Raw genomic sequence first — 14,742 nt, 5'->3', positions numbered from 1 at the left:
CCGGCGAACGCACCGGCCGCCTCTGTTCTTTCTACCGGGTGGCTCCGGCGGAGCGCGCGCAGACCCGCCGATAAGCCGCTCAGGCCCTGCTCGGGCCTCTCCGTGCGGTTCGCCACCGCATGGCGGCGGCCGCCGGCGGCGCCCCGGGGCCCTCGCGGAATCGCGACACTGGGCCCGGATGCGGCAGCGCTCGGCGGCGCGTCCGGCCGAAACGTGGAAATATCCTCCGCCACTGAGGATTACGGAGCGGTAGTGGGTACCCGGGCAGGATGCGGTACAAGAGTTTGCTCGCTTCGGCGAGCGCGGCGATCGTCGCCGCAGCGTTTCTGTCGATCTCTCCCCACGCCACCGCCGCCCCCATGCCACGGGTGCATGCGGAGCGGTCGCTCGGCGATCGCGCGATCCAGGTGGATGTGTTCTCTCCGGCGATGAACACGGTGGTCACCAACCGGGTCATTCCGGCGGCAGGCGGGGGACCGGCGCCCACCATGTACCTGTTGACCGGCATCGGCGGGGGCATCGACGGTATCTCCTGGTGGGACAACACCGATGTCCGGCGGTTCTTCGCGGACAAGCACGTGAACGTGGTGATGCCGGTGGGTGGCGCCTACACCATGTACACCGATTGGCATACCGACGATCCGGCGGTCGGCCGCGCCCGCTGGCAGACCTACCTCACCCGGGAACTACCCGCGGTGGTGGACGCCCGGTTCGGGACCACCGGCCGCAATGCGGTGGCAGGAGTGTCGATGAGCGGTGGATCGGCACTGGATCTGGCCATTCAGGACCCCGGCCGCTATCAGGCCGTCGCCTCCTACAGCGGGTGCCCGTGGGCCGCGGACCCGGCGGGGATCGCGATGGTCAGCGCCCAGGTGGTGCGGGGCGGTGGTAATCCCGCCAATATGTGGGGTCCGCCCGGTGCCGACGGCTGGCAGGCGCACGACGCGTTCGTGCGCGCGCCCCGGCTGGCGGGCAAAACCGTCTATCTCTCCGCTGCCTCCGGCGCCCCCGGCGCGATCGACCGGGGCTGGGGATTCCCGCCGGTGGAGGCCATCGCCGATGCCTGCACCTCGGCGTTCGCCGCCCGCCTCGGGCAGCTGGGGATCGACGCCGTCCACGTCGACCGGTCCGCGGGTGCGCATACGTGGGGCCAGTTCGAATACGACCTGCACGATTCCTGGCCCCATCTCGCCCGTGCGATCGGCGCCTGATCGGCCCGGCACGGGATCACCGGGCGAGCGCGCGGGCGATCACCATCCGCTGGATCTGATTGGTGCCCTCGAAGATCTGGGTGATCTTGGCTTCGCGCATGAACCGTTCCACCCGGAAGTCCCGGGTGTAGCCGTAGCCGCCCAGCACCTGCACCGCGTCGGTGGTGACCTTCATGGCGGCGTCGGTGGCGGTCAGTTTGGCGATACTGGCCTGGGTGGAATACGGCCGGCCCGCATCGCGGCGGCGGGCCGCGTCGAGGTAGGTCGCCCGTGCCGAGCCCACGGCCGCTGCCATATCGGCCAGCAGGAAGCCGAGCCCCTGATGGTCGATGATGGCCTTACCGAACGCCGTGCGCTCCCGGGCGTAGGCGACCGCCTCGTCGAGGGCGGCCTGCGCCAGGCCGACGGCCACCGCGGCGATCCCCAGACGTCCGGAATCCAGGGCGCTCAACGCGATCTGCAGTCCCTGACCCTCCTCGCCGATACGCCGCTCGGCCGGGAGGAAGGCGTTGTCGTAATGCGCCGAGGTGGTCGGCACCGCGTGCAGGCCCATCTTCTCCTCGGGTTTACCGAAGGACAGGCCCGCGGTGCCTTTCGGGACCAGGAAGCAGCTGATACCGCGCGACCCTTCGCCGGTGCGGGCGAACAGGGTGTAGAAGTCGGCGATACCGCCGTGGGTGATCCAGGCCTTGCTGCCGTTGACCCGGTAGCCGCCGTCGGCGGGCGTGGCCCGGCTGGACAGTGCCGCGGCATCGGAACCCGCCTGGGGTTCGGACAGGCTGTAGGCGCCGACGGTGTGCCCGCCCAGCATCTCGGGTAGCCAGCGTTGCTTCTGCTCCTCGGTGCCGAAGGCCAGCAGCGGGTGGCAGGACAGGCTGTGCACGCTCACCGCGACCGCGACCGCCGCCCAGCGGCTGCCCAGCTCCTCGAGGACCTGCAGGTACACCTCGTACGGCTGACCGCCGCCACCCCATTCCTCGGGGTAGGGGAGACTCAGCAGACCGGCCTCGCCGAGCGTGGCGAACAGTCCCTCGGGATAGGTTTCGTGGCGTTCGTGCTCATCCACGATCGGCGCCATGGCCTTGTCCGCGATATCCCGGGTGAGCTGGATCAGCTCGTATGCCTCGGCGGTGGGCAGCATTCTCTCGACAGCCACGATGCTCCTCGAACGATGATCGGTTCGAGATCAGGGTACTGAGGTGCTGCCGCGGGTGTCCGGTGCGTCGGGCTCGCGCCCGCCTGCGCCGTATCGGAAATCCCGGTGGCCGTCCATGGGGAGGCATCACAGGATTCCGCTGCGGGCATGGCGGGATCGCGCGGTGTGGACGAGGATGAACAACCGGAATCGAGAAGGCCGGGCCCGGGCGCGGCCGGGACGGGGATCAGCGATGGACACCAGAGCGCAGGGAACAGACCGTGCTCGCCGGGGCGGGTGCCGATGACCGCGGTCTGGGATCGGTTCCGGCTGTTCAACATCGGTGATCTGCTGGTGCATCGGGGCCGCACCCTCATCTCGCTGACGGTGATGGCGGTATCGGCGGCACTGCTGGTCGCGGTGTTCAGTATCTCCGGATCGGTGACCGGTTCGGTCGACAAACTCGTCGCCGGTCTGGGCGGAACGGCCCGGCTCGAGGTCAGCGGTATCACCGACGCGGGCTTCGGGCAGGATCTGCTGGGGCCGATCGCGGCGACCCCCGGCGTCGAGACGGCCGTCCCCATGCTGCGCGCCCAGACCGGGGCGGACGAGAACCGGGCGCTGCTGGTGGGCGCGGACGCCCGGGTCGCGGAACTGGGCAGCTCGCTCACCGGATCGCTGGGAGATCAGGCGGCGAAGCTGCTGACCGTGCCCAACGGGGTGCTCACCGGCGCGGCCATGGGCTATCGGGAGGGCGATACCTTTCCACTCGGCTCCGGGACGGCGACCGTGGCGGGGACCCTCGACGCCGACGGTGCCGGACAGCTCAACGGTGGGTTTCTGATCGCCACCACGCTGGTCACCGCGCAACAACTCACCGGCCGGCCCGGTCAGCTGGATTCCATCCAGATCATCGCCGAACCCGGTGCCGACATCGAACAGCTGAGGGCGGCGCTGACCGATACCGTGGCCGGCCGCGCGGTGGTCGCCGATCCCGGCCTGCGCGCCGCGCAGGCCGGGGGTGCGGTGCTGATCATCCGCTACTCCACCCTGATGGCCGCGGCGGCGGCGCTCGTCGTATCGGCCTTCCTCATCTACAACGCCATGGCCATGGCGATCGCCCAGCGCCGTCCCACCCTGTCGCTGCTGCGTGCCATCGGGGGGCGCCGGATGCCGGTGATCCGCGATCTGCTGGCCGAAGCGGTGCTGGTCGGGGCGCTGGGCGGGCTGATCGGCGCCGGGATCGGGATCGTGATGGGCCGGCTCGCGATCGACCGGCTGCCGGCCGCGATAGTGCAGTCGGTGGAGGCCCGCACCGAATACCAGGTCCCCGGATACGCCATCCCGGTCGCGATCGGGCTCTGCGTGCTGGCCAGTGTGCTGGCGTCGGCGTTCGCGGCCCGCGCCGTCTACCGGGTGCAGCCGATCGAGGCGCTGGTGCCGGTGGGCGCGGCCGCCACCGACACCGTACGCCCGGCGGTGCGCTGGGCGTCGCTGGTGCTGGGCCTGGTCATGGTGGCGGCGTCGATCTATCTGGCCGAAACGGATCTGGGCATATGGTCGCTGGCCTCGATCTCGCTGTCCTTCGGCGCGGCGATCGTGCTCTGTTTCGCGGCGACCGCCCCGATCGTCCGCGCCGCGGGCGCGATCGCCCGCTGGTTCGGCGGGCCGGGCGCACTGGGCGCGACCACGCTCGAGCGCGCACCGCGGCGGGTGTGGGCCACCGCGATGACGGTACTCATCGGGGTGGCGGCGGTGGTGTCGACCGGGAGCGCCACCCGCAACGTCGTCGATTCGGCGGGGAAGAGTTTCGAGAATCTGGCGGCCACGGATTTCTGGGTGACGCCGGGATCGATGGCACAATTCCCCACCGGACCGCTGCTCCCGGACGGTCTCGAGGAGCAGCTGGAAGCCGTGCCCGGAGTGGCATCGGTGAACCCGGCTCAGCTGGCGTTCGCCAGTGCCGGGGCCGGACGGGTGCTGCTGCAGGGGTTTCCGGCCTCCGCCGACAACACCCGCCTCAGCTCGGAGATCACGCCCGAGGTCGGGCGCCTGCTGGTCACCGGCCGCGGGGTGGTGGTTTCCCGTGACGTCGCGCGGTCGCTGGGTGTATCCGAAGGTGATCTGCTCACCCTGCCCACTCCGACGGGCCGGCACGAGGTGCGGGTCCTGCAGGTGATCCCGTACTTCTCCGCGATCGCGGGGGTCATCATGATGGATCTCGACCGCATGCGCGGCTGGTATCAGCGACCGGGGGAGACGACCCTCGCCGTGGACCTGGCTCCCGGCGCCGATCCGGAGACGGTGCGCGCGGCACTGCGGCAGGTGGTACCGCCGGACCTCTACATCGATTCCGGCAGGGAGGCCGTGGAGGCGACAGCGGGAAGTCTGCGGCAGGGGACCGCGCTGGCCACCAACATCCTGTGGATCGTGGTGCTGGTCGCCACCATCGCCTTGCTGAACACCCTCATGCTGTCGGTTCTGGATCGCCGCCGCGAGATCGGGGTATTGCGCGCCATGGGCACCGACCGGCGTTTCCTGCTGCGCTCGGTGCTGGCCGAGGCGGCCGGGATCGGGCTGGTGGGCGCGCTCCTGGGGCTGCTCGTCGGGGCGGCGGTGCAATACCTGTCGGCTGTCGCCATCGGTCACGCCCTGACCATCGATGTCGTCTACGAGGCGAGCCCGCTGCTGATCGTCTACGGTGTCGTCGCGCTGGTGCTGGCGCTGCTGGGGTCGGTGCCGCCCGCCGTGCGTGCCGCCCGGATGCCGATCGTGGAGGCCCTGGCGGTTGATTGAGGGTGGTCACCGGGGCTCGCGGGCCGCCGCGCGGAAGATCGTTGCCAGCGCGGTGAGGTAGCGGTCCACCGAAGCATGTGCGACGGGGTTGTCCGGGTAGATAACGCTGATCGTCGTCTCTGCGGGCAGGCGGTTGATCCAGATGAGCGCTTCCTCGCTGGCGGCGCGGTTCCCGTACAGCCCGCCGCGGGCGAAATCGAAGAATTCGCTGCCCGCGAAATCGCGGGCGTCGACATAGGAGATCATCGGGTTGGACCAGTCCGGCGCCACCTCGATACCGCTGCCGGTCGGCGCCAACTCCAGAACACGGTGAATGGTGGCCGATTTCAGCCGCATACCGTTCTCGTAGGCGCGCTGGGCCCGGGCCACCATCCGTTCGAACGACGCGCGGATTCCGATCGGGAACGCCACCGGAACCAGTGCCACATACCAGCCGATCGAGGTCATCTCTTCGAAGGTGGAGCGGGTGTTGAGCGGGGTGATGCCGAAGTAGTAGTCGCTGTCGGCGAGTTCCCGTTCGGCCAGGGCGGCCGCGGCGAAGACGCCGCCGGCGAATTCGCCGCCGTGGTCCCGGCAGAGCTTCTCGAATCGGGCGGCCTCGTCCTCGCCGAACAACGCGACCGTCCGATGGGCGCTGCGGTGGGTGTCCCCGGCACGGATGCCCAGATCCAGTGGGAACGAGGGGAGTTCACCGTCGTTGCCGCGCAGCAGTCGCAGCCAGGTCGCCACATCCGGGGAGGCCTGGGTGAGCTGTGCGGAGGCCGCGCGTTCCCGGGCGCAGTATTCGATATAGCTGGCGGGCGCCGGGAGGGGCGGTGCCTGATCCCAGGCGTGCTTCGCATAGAGGCAGGCCAGTTCGAAACATGAGATGTGCTGGCCCACACCGTCGGTATGCAGATGATCGACGGCCAGGTAGACGGTGGTGGATTCGCCGTGCTCGATCGCCCAGAAGGTGAAGCAGTCCCACTGCGGCGGGCGCGGAGTCTGCCGCTGGACGAGATCGCGGATCGATTCGGCACTGTCGATCCGGCCGTGGTCGACGGGTGCGAAGTCGATCTGGCCCGGTTCGAGCAGATGCCGGTGGACGGTGCCGTCGGCGGCCTGCGAGAACCAGCTGCGAAAGGTGTCGTGGCGGAACAGGAATTCGTTCACCGCGCGCGTCATCGCGTCGCGGTCCAGCACGGTGGGCACCTCCGCGGTCACCAGGCACAGTCCGGAGACCCGGTACTCCGCGCCGCGATGGCGGTAGGCCTGGCGCAGGTAGTGCTCCTGCTGATGTGACGGCGGTGTGCTGTGTACCGGCGCGGCCGCCGCGTATTCCCGGGACCGTGGTGTCGCCGCCCAGCTCACCACTCGTCCGGGGGCGGGTTGCCATTCGTCGATGAGTCCGAAGTCGACCATCTCTCGTTCCTCAGTTCACCGCCGGCGCCGGGGCCGGTAGGGGTCGGACCGGCGCGGTGTCCGGGTCGGGCAGAGCCAGCGTGACCGCGGCCAGGACGACGGCGACCACCGCGATCGCGGACAGCATCACGGTGCTGCCGCCGAGGGTGTGGGCGCGGAAGAACGCGGCGGACAGCAGCGCGAGACCGACTCCGTTGCCGATCTGCTCGATCGTGGGCAGTAATCCGGAGGCCTCGGACATCTGTTCGTCGTCGAGTCCGGCCAGCATGATCGGTTGTAACGGCACCGCGAAGACACCCGCTCCGAAGCCGCACAGGAAAACAGGCGCGGCGCACAGCAGCATGTTCACCCGCCCGTCGGTGATGTTCACATAGGCCACCCCCATCAGCACACAGGCGGCGTAGAGCACGAGCCCACCGGCGAGCACCCGGACACCCCACCGCTTCACCAGCACCGGTGAGAGCAACGCGCCCGCGCCGGCGCCGAGCGCGAACGGCGTCATCGCGATACCGGTGCGCAGCGGCGAGAACTGCAGGACATCCTGCAGGGTGATGGAGATGGCGAACACGAAGGCGGTGAAAAGCCCGAAGAATCCGGTGACCACGATCGACCCGACCGCGAATCCGCGGTCGGCGAACAGGTCCAGCCGCACCAGCGGCCCGGCGCCGCGTCGATCGGCGCGGCGTTCGTGCCGCAGGGTGACCGCCCCGGCCACCAGCGCCGCCGCGACGATCGAGCAGGGGAGCGGCCGCCAGCCGTGGAGATGGATTTCCGACAGGCCGTAGAGCAGTCCGAACAAGGTGACGGCGGAGAGGACCACACCGGCCGGGTCCATCGGCGCGCGCCGCGGGGGTGCGTCGAGCCGCAGGTAGCGCCACGCCAGTGCGAAGGCCACGATCCCCAGCGGCAGATTCATCAGGAAGACGCTGTGCCAGCCGAGACCGGCGATATCGGCGGTGACCAGCCCGCCGCCGAGGATCGGGCCGAGTAGCCCGGCGAAACCGGAGGTGGCGCCGTACAGCGCGAACACGGTGGTGTGCAGTTCCCGGGGGAACAGCGCGGTGAGCACGGCGATGGTCTGCGCGGCCATGCCCGCGCCCGCGACACCCTGCACGATCCGCGCGATGACGAGTTCACCTGCGCCGTCGGCGGTTCCGCACCACACCGAGGCTGCTGTGAACGCGACGACGGCGAGCAGGAACATCCGGCGGCGGCCGGCGCGGGCGCCGAGCCGGGCCGCGGGCAGCAGTGTGCACGCGAACGCCAGCGAGTACCCCGACACGATCAGTAGTTGCTGCGCCGAGGTGGCGCGCAGATCGGTGGTGATGGCCGGTAGCGCGGTGTTCACGATGGTCACGTCGATCATCTGCATGAACACCGACAGCAGGCATCCCGTGAACGCGAGCCAGGCGCCCGGACCCCCGCCGGTCCGGATACCCGTGGCGGTCTCCGTCACGACCGCGCCTCTTCCGGTAGCCGCGCCGCGTCCTCCGGCACGGCCACGGGGCCGGAGCTGCCGTTCCCGGCCGCGGCGGCATTGTCACCGCCCGCGGAGGATTCGAGACCGTTCGCGTGGTGACCGTTGCCGTTCGCCGGTGCCGGGCCTGCGCCGACATCCGGCCGCCCGCCACCCGAGCCGTTCGCGGCGGGCGCCTCGGCCTGCGGTGCGGCCGTGGGCAGAGCGGCTGCGAAGCCACCCGCCGGATCGGTGGCCAGGATCAGTTCGGCGACCTTGGGACCGGCCTGTTCGAGGCTGAACGCCCGGCCCATCTGCAGCGACATGAGCTCGATGCCGAGCTGTTTGCTGACGCGGGAACCGAATTCGACCGCCATGAGCGAATCCAGGCCCAGTTCGGTCACCGGCGCGGTCAGATCGATGGTGTCGGGCTGCACCCCCATCACCACCGCCAGCTGGTCGGCGAGCATCCGGGCCATCGCCTGCCCGCGCTTGTTCTCCTCCAGCGCGGCGAGTTCGGCCTTGAGTGTGGCCAGCATCGAGTTGTCCTGTACCGATGCCGCGACCAGTGCGGCGAGGCGCCCGGTCCGCCCCATCTGCGGGAACGCCGCGGTGAGTTTCGACCAGTCGGTGGGGATCACGGCCGCCCGCGTCACCCCCAGTCGCAGCGTTTGTTCCAGATAGACGGTGCCGTCGGCCATATCGATCGCCCCGAACCCGGCCAGTTCGAGGTATTTCGCGACCTTGTCGTCGGCGGCCATCCCGCCGGCCGCGCCCGACATATGGCCCCAGCCCACGCACAGCACCCGCTCACCGGCCCGCGACCACTGCTCGGCGAGCGCCTCGACGGCCAGATTGGCGGCCGTGTAGTTGTACTGGCCGAAGATCCCGAACATCGAACCGCCGGAGGAGTAGAGCACGAACATATCGAGTTCGGCGCCGGCTCCGGTGACCGCGTCGTGCAGGACCCGCGCCCCGTGCACCTTGGACCGGTACACCCGGGACAGCTGCTCGGCGTCCATATGCTCGACCCGGTTGTCGGCGACCGCTCCCGCCGCGTGGAATACACCGCGGAGCGGATGACGCGGATCGTGCGCCCGGCCCACCACGGCCGTGAGGGCCGCCGCGTCGGCGATATCGGCGCGTTCCTCGATCACGGTGACCTCGGCGGCCCGCCACGCCGCCAGCTGCTGCCGGGCGGCGGGGGTCGAGGCGCCGCTGCGCCCGAGTAACACCAGGCGCCGCGCTCCCTTCGACACCAGCCAGGTACCGGTTGCCATCCCGAAACCGCCGAAACCGCCGGTGATCAGATAGGTGCCGTCCGGATCGATGCCGAGCTCCGGCAGCATCGGCCGCACCGGTGGCGCCTCGTCGGTCATCGACAACGCGATCCGGCCGATCCGGGTGGAGCGGATGGTGTCGTCGAACGCCCGGGTCACCTCGTGTGTGCCGTACAGCTCGTAGGGCAGCGGGCGGTATTCGCCGGAGCGGAACTTCGCCACCACCCGGCGCAGCAGGTCGGCCAGTTGCAGCGGCCGGAACCGGCACATCCGGTCGAGGTCCATGGAGAAGTAGGACAGGTTCTTGTCGAAGTTCGCGAGCTCGAGTAGTCCGCCGGTGTAGATATCGGCCTTGCCGACCTCGATGATGCGCCCGAATTCGCGGATCGCCTTGAAGTTCTGGCGCAGCGCCTCGCCCGGCGCGGAACTCAGGATCACATCCACCCCCACACCGTCGGTGAGCCCCAGCACATCGTCGGCGAAATTCAGCGAACGTGAGTTGAGCGCGTGATCGGCACCGAGAGCGAGAATATGCGCCCGGCGTTCCGCGGTGCTCGCGGTGCCGATGATCCGGGCACCACGAGCCTTGGCGACCTGGATGGCCGCGGAACCGACCCCGCCGGCGGCGCCGTGGATCAGCACGGTCTCACCCGCTTCCAGCCGTGCCAGGTCCAGCAGGGAGTATTCGGCGGTGCCGAAGGCGGTGGTGCTGGTGCAGACCGCGGGGTCGGTGTCCGCGGGCAGCGGGATCACCGCGCCGCGGTCCACGACGTGATATCGCCGCATCATGCCTTTGGCGGCCAATGCGACCAGATCGCCCACCGCGATATCGGTGACCCCGTCGCCGAGCCGGGTGACGCGGCCGACGCCCTCCATACCCGGGCTGGTCCCGAAGAAGGTATCGGCGAGTTCTCGTTCGCCGAGGATTCCCATCACCTTCAGCGGGTCCTTGTAGTTGAGCCCGATGATCTGCATCCCGATCTCGACCTCACCGGGCCCGGGGTCGCGTCGCGGGGTGCGCCGCCACGCCAGTGCGGACAGCAGTTTGGATTTCGGGATCTCCAGCGCGAAATCGGCCTCCGGGTCGGTGAGCGGTTCCGCCGTCTCCAGGATGTCGATCCGTTCCTGCAGCGGGGTGGTGATCCGCGGCAGCAGGCGGCCGCGGTCGCGCAGCAGGACCTCATCGGAGTTGTCGTAGCGGAAGGCGCCGGGAACGGACAATTCGGTGCACAGTTCGTCGATGCCGGTACCGGGTTCGGTATCGATGAGCCGCCAGCGCAGCGCCGGCTGTTCGTTCAGCAGGACCCGCCGGGCCCCGGCCAGGGCGGCCTGACGTGAGTCGGGGCCGTCGGTCGCGTCCGGCCGCGCGAAGGCATGTTCGGTGACCAGGGTGAGATGGCAGGAGTCGTCGCCGCCCCCGGCCATCGGCGAATCGCCGGCATCGGGTGCTACGAACAGGTGCGCGGCGACCGCGATGCGCTTCAGTGTCCACAGATCGGCCAGATCGTCCTCGATACGGCCCGCGACGATCACAATATGGGTCCGGGTGGTGCCCGGATCGTCGGCTGCGGCGCGGAGCAGCGCGGTGAGATCGGCCTCGAGATGGGGATCCGTACCGGTGGTGAGCCGGTAATGCGCACCGGGCACGGCATCGGCGAGTTCGCGGGCGCGGGTGCTCTCGCCCAGGGCGAGCACGATCGTGGTGGCCGTCCCGGTATCCCCCAGGGCCTGCGGGTCGATGGGGTCGGCCGGTTCGATCGTCTCGGCGTAGTAGAAGTCGGCCATCCGTTGCAGCGGACTCCCGCCGGGCGTGAGCGCACCCAGCCGCACCCCGATCAGATGCAGGCAGAGGGTGCCGTCGGCGGCCAGCAGCCGTACATCGGCCAGCGGACCGCCGGCCCGGCGCGCGACCACGGTCACCTCCTCGGGCAGTGCCCGATACATCCGCACCGCCGAAACCCCGACCGGCACCATGGCGCCGTCACCGAGCCCGTCCTGCGCGAAGAGCATGGCCACCGTCTGCATGGCCGCGTCGACGACCGCCGGATGCGCGAGATGCCCGGATCCGGCGGCGATACTGCCGTCGACGCTCGCCACCACGGCATCTCGTCCGGCGCGAACCGTGGTCACGCGCCGGAACGCGGGGCCGTATTGCAGGCCGCGTGCGGCCAGTGCGGCATAGAACAATTCGGGATCGACGTCGATCGCCGCCTCCGGTTCCGGTACCGAATCCACGATCGTCTCGTAGCTGCCGGTCAGAGCGCGTCCGGTGGAATGCACGGTCCACACCGTGCCGGTGGCGCTGCGGGAACGGATCAGGAAGCGCCCGCTGGCCTCCTCGATACCGAGTTCGAGGAACGGCACATCCGGTTGCGCCAACACCAGCGGCGCGACGAACCGCACGTCCTCGAGCGCGACGCGGGTATCGCCGGAACGGGTGGCCGCGGCGCTGAGCGCCGCATCGAGATAGGCCGCACCCGGCATGATGCGCATTCCACCGACCACGTGATCCGGTAGCCAGGGCAGCAATTCGGTGCCGACCTGCAGCATCCAGCCCGGCCGGCCTTCCATATCCGGGTCGCCCAGCATCGTATAGGTGTCGGCGCTGCCCAGCCGCAGCTGTTCGAACAGCGGCAGCGGGTTGTGCAGCCGGGTGTTCTGCCACGGATAGCGGGGCAGCGGCAGATGTTCGGTGGCCGGTCGGCCGGCCGGGAAGAGAGCGTCGGCGTCGAGGACACCCGCGGCGTACACACCGGCGAGGGTGCGCCGCAGACTGTCACGGTCGGTTTCCTTGCGGTTCAGGGTGGCCACGGTGGCGCCGTTCTCCCCGGCGGCGAGCAGGATCTCGCGGATATTGCCGGACAGCACCGGATGCGGGCCGACCTCCACGAAGACCCGGTGCCCGGCCGTGACCAGACCCGCGACGGCGTCGGCGAACCGCACCGGCTGCCGGACATTCGCGCACCAGTATTCGGCGTCCCAGCCGTCCTCGGCCTCCACGACCGCCTCCGCGGTCACCGTAGACACCAGCGGAATCCGCGGCGCGCGGGGTGAGAGCCCGGCCAGTACGGTCCGCAGTTCGTCGAGGACGGGATCCATGAACCGGCTGTGATAGGGCACCTCCACCCGCAGCGCTCGCGCGAACGCGCCCTCCTCGGTGAGTTTCTCGGCGATCTCGTCGAGCCGGTCCACGTCACCGGCCAGGGTGAGAGATCCGGGACTGTTGATCGCGGCGATATCGACCACGTCGTCGTCGGTGAAGTATTCGCGAACCTTGTCCGCTCCGGTCCCGACCGCGAGCATCCCGCCCGTTCCCGCTGTCGTGGCCTGCAACCGGGAACGGTGGTAGGCGACCGTGACCGCTTCCTCCAGGGTCAGCATGCCGGTGATATAGGCGGCGGAGACCTCGCCGACACTGTGACCGACGATCCGCGCCGGTGTGATACCCAGCTCGGCGAGTTCGGCGACGAGCCCCACCTGGACGAGAAAGTTGGCGGGTTGCGCGACCTCGGTCGCGCCGACTCGGGATTCCTCCTCCGGGCGCAGCAGTTCCTCGATGATCGACCAGCCGGCGACCTTCCGGAACGCGTCGTCGACGGTGCGTGCCGTGGCGGCGAACGACCCCTCGGTGCCGAGCAGATCCCGCGCCATCCCCCACCACTGCGGTCCCATACCCGAGAACACGAACACCGGTTCATCGGTGCGCCGCGACACGGTACGGACCGCGTCGCGGCCGTCCCCGCCCGCGTAGGCGCGCAGTTCCTCGATCAGTGCGCCGCGTTCACGCACCGGCACCCCGGTACGGAAACTGTGGTGGGCGAGCCGGGTCCACGCCGCCTCGGCCAGATGATCGGGGTCCGCGCCCGCCGCGAGCAGATCGGCGAACCGGCCGGCCATGGCCCGCACGGCCGGCGCGCTGCGGGCGGAGACCGGCAGCACCCCGAGATGATGCCGCGGCCCGGCCGCCGCGGCAGTGGCCGCGGGACGGAACTCCTGCAGGATCGTGTGGGCATTGGTGCCGCCGTAGCCGAAACCGTTCACCGCGATGGCCATCGGCGCCGCGTCGGCGGGCAGCGGCCGCGGCTCGAGCTGGATATGCAGATTCAGGTCGGCGAAGGGGATATCCGGGTTGGGTTCGTTCAGCCAGCCCTGCGGGGGAATCGTGCGATGCCGCAGGGCGAGCGCCGATTTGATGACACTCGCGATCCCGGAGGCGGCCTCGGTATGGCCGAGGGTCGCCTTGAGCGAGCCCACACCGAGGCTTTGTTGCCGGGCCGCGGCCGCGCCGTAGACCGAACCCAGTGCGCGCAGTTCGATCGGGTCGCCGACGGGGGTTCCGGTGCCGTGGGCCTCGACGTAGGTGATCTGTTCCGGCGCCAGACCGGACCGCTCGCACACGGTGCGGGCCAGTGCCTCCTGCGAATCGGCGTTCGGCACGGTGATCGCAGCGGTGCGACCGTCCTGATTCGATCCGGTCGCCTTCACCACCGCATAGACCCGATCGCCATCGCGCAGGGCGTCGTCGAGCTTCTTCAGCACCACGATTCCGCCGCCCTCGCCGCGCCCGTACCCGTCGCCGGCGGCATCGAAGGATTTGCAGCGGCCGTCGGTGGCCAGGAAGCCGCCCTTGCACATCATGACGAAGGTCTCCGGCTGCAGCATGACGTTCACGCCGCCTGCCAGGGCCATCGTGCAATCGCCGTTCTCGATGGCCTGGCAGGCCAGATGGAAGGCGACCAGCGACGACGAACACGCGGTGTCGACGGTGAGCGCGGGCCCGACCAGATCGAGTGCATAGGCGATCCGGTTGGACAGCATCGTGTACGAGGCGCTGGCCGCGGTATGCATATCCACATGGGCCAGGGCCGGCCCGACCACCCCCACCACCGACTGATCGACCACGAATCCGCCGATGTACACGCCCACCGACTCACCCGCGGCGCGTCCGGCGACCCCGGCATCGTCGAGGGCCTCCCAGGTCACTTCGAGAAGCAAGCGCTGTTGCGGGTCCAGGCCGGTGGCCTCCCGGGGTGAGATGCCGAAGAAGTCGGGGTCGAACTCCCACGGGTCGCTGGTGAGGAAGGCGCCGTGCCTGGTGTAGCTGCGCCCGGGAGTGCGTTTCTCGGGGTCGTAGTAGCGGCGGTAGTCCCAGCGGTCCGGCGGGATTTCGACCACGGCATCGCGTTTGTCGACCACGAAGTCCCAGAAGGATTCCGGGGAATCGATCCCCCCGCCGAAACGGCAGCCGATACCGACAATGGCAATGTCCGACATCTGTATGTCCTCCCGGATACGGGGTGAGCCGCGGTTTCCCGCCGGAAATCTGGAGCAGAGTTTCGCCGCGAACGTCGCCGGAACAATACTTGCGAAATAAATCCGTCCATCATGCCGAGGAGTCGCAAAATATCCGGTGTCGCTACGACATTGGGGCCGATGCTACCGAGGTGGTTCGGGCTCCTGGAA

6 protein-coding genes are annotated in these 14,742 nt (G+C 69.7%); 2 read left to right on the top strand and 4 right to left on the bottom strand.

What is annotated here, in order from left to right; translation table 11 throughout:
* Positions 1 to 269 precede the first annotated feature (269 nt).
* Positions 270 to 1,211, top strand: a complete 942-nt coding sequence (locus tag AB0F41_RS04205) for an alpha/beta hydrolase family protein (protein WP_357421239.1) — start codon at positions 270 to 272, stop codon at positions 1,209 to 1,211.
* Positions 1,212 to 1,227: 16 nt separating this feature from the next.
* On the opposite strand, the gene AB0F41_RS04200 is transcribed toward AB0F41_RS04205, so the two are convergent.
* A complete protein-coding gene (locus AB0F41_RS04200; RefSeq protein WP_357421238.1) occupies positions 1,228 to 2,367 on the bottom strand; it encodes an acyl-CoA dehydrogenase family protein in 1,140 nt (379 codons plus the stop codon).
* 282 nt (positions 2,368 to 2,649) lie between these two features.
* Between AB0F41_RS04200 and AB0F41_RS04195 the strand changes: the two genes are divergently transcribed.
* Positions 2,650 to 5,142, top strand: a complete 2,493-nt coding sequence (locus tag AB0F41_RS04195; RefSeq protein WP_357421237.1) for an FtsX-like permease family protein — start codon at positions 2,650 to 2,652, stop codon at positions 5,140 to 5,142.
* 6 nt (positions 5,143 to 5,148) lie between these two features.
* On the opposite strand, the gene AB0F41_RS04190 is transcribed toward AB0F41_RS04195, so the two are convergent.
* Genes AB0F41_RS04190 through AB0F41_RS04180 form a run of 3 tightly spaced genes read right to left on the bottom strand, consistent with a single transcriptional unit; the run spans position 5,149 to position 14,553 of the window.
* Positions 5,149 to 6,543, bottom strand: a complete 1,395-nt coding sequence (locus AB0F41_RS04190; RefSeq protein ID WP_357421236.1) for a condensation domain-containing protein — start codon at positions 6,541 to 6,543, stop codon at positions 5,149 to 5,151.
* 10 nt (positions 6,544 to 6,553) lie between these two features.
* On the bottom strand, positions 6,554 to 7,999 hold the full coding sequence (locus AB0F41_RS04185) for an MFS transporter (RefSeq protein WP_357421235.1): 1,446 nt from the start codon (positions 7,997 to 7,999) through the stop codon (positions 6,554 to 6,556).
* Positions 7,996 to 14,553, bottom strand: a complete 6,558-nt coding sequence (locus AB0F41_RS04180; protein WP_357421234.1) for an SDR family NAD(P)-dependent oxidoreductase — start codon at positions 14,551 to 14,553, stop codon at positions 7,996 to 7,998. The genes AB0F41_RS04185 and AB0F41_RS04180 overlap by 4 nt, the downstream gene beginning before the upstream one ends.
* Positions 14,554 to 14,742 lie beyond the last annotated feature (189 nt).

The sequence above is a fragment of the Nocardia sp. NPDC024068 genome (assembly GCF_040638875.1).
GTDB lineage: Bacteria > Actinomycetota > Actinomycetes > Mycobacteriales > Mycobacteriaceae > Nocardia.
Note: the sequence above shows the minus strand (reverse complement) of the source record. Positions and strands in the feature narration are given on the sequence as shown.

What these genes read in the sequence shown, in the direction of transcription:
- AB0F41_RS04195 (WP_357421237.1), top strand. Translation starts at nt 2,650, where the DNA reads ATGACCGCGGTCTGGGATCGGTTCCGGCTGTTCAACATCGGTGATCTG.
- AB0F41_RS04180 (WP_357421234.1), bottom strand. Translation starts at nt 14,553, where the DNA reads ATGTCGGACATTGCCATTGTCGGTATCGGCTGCCGTTTCGGCGGGGGG.
- AB0F41_RS04205 (WP_357421239.1), top strand. Translation starts at nt 270, where the DNA reads ATGCGGTACAAGAGTTTGCTCGCTTCGGCGAGCGCGGCGATCGTCGCC.
- AB0F41_RS04190 (WP_357421236.1), bottom strand. Translation starts at nt 6,543, where the DNA reads ATGGTCGACTTCGGACTCATCGACGAATGGCAACCCGCCCCCGGACGA.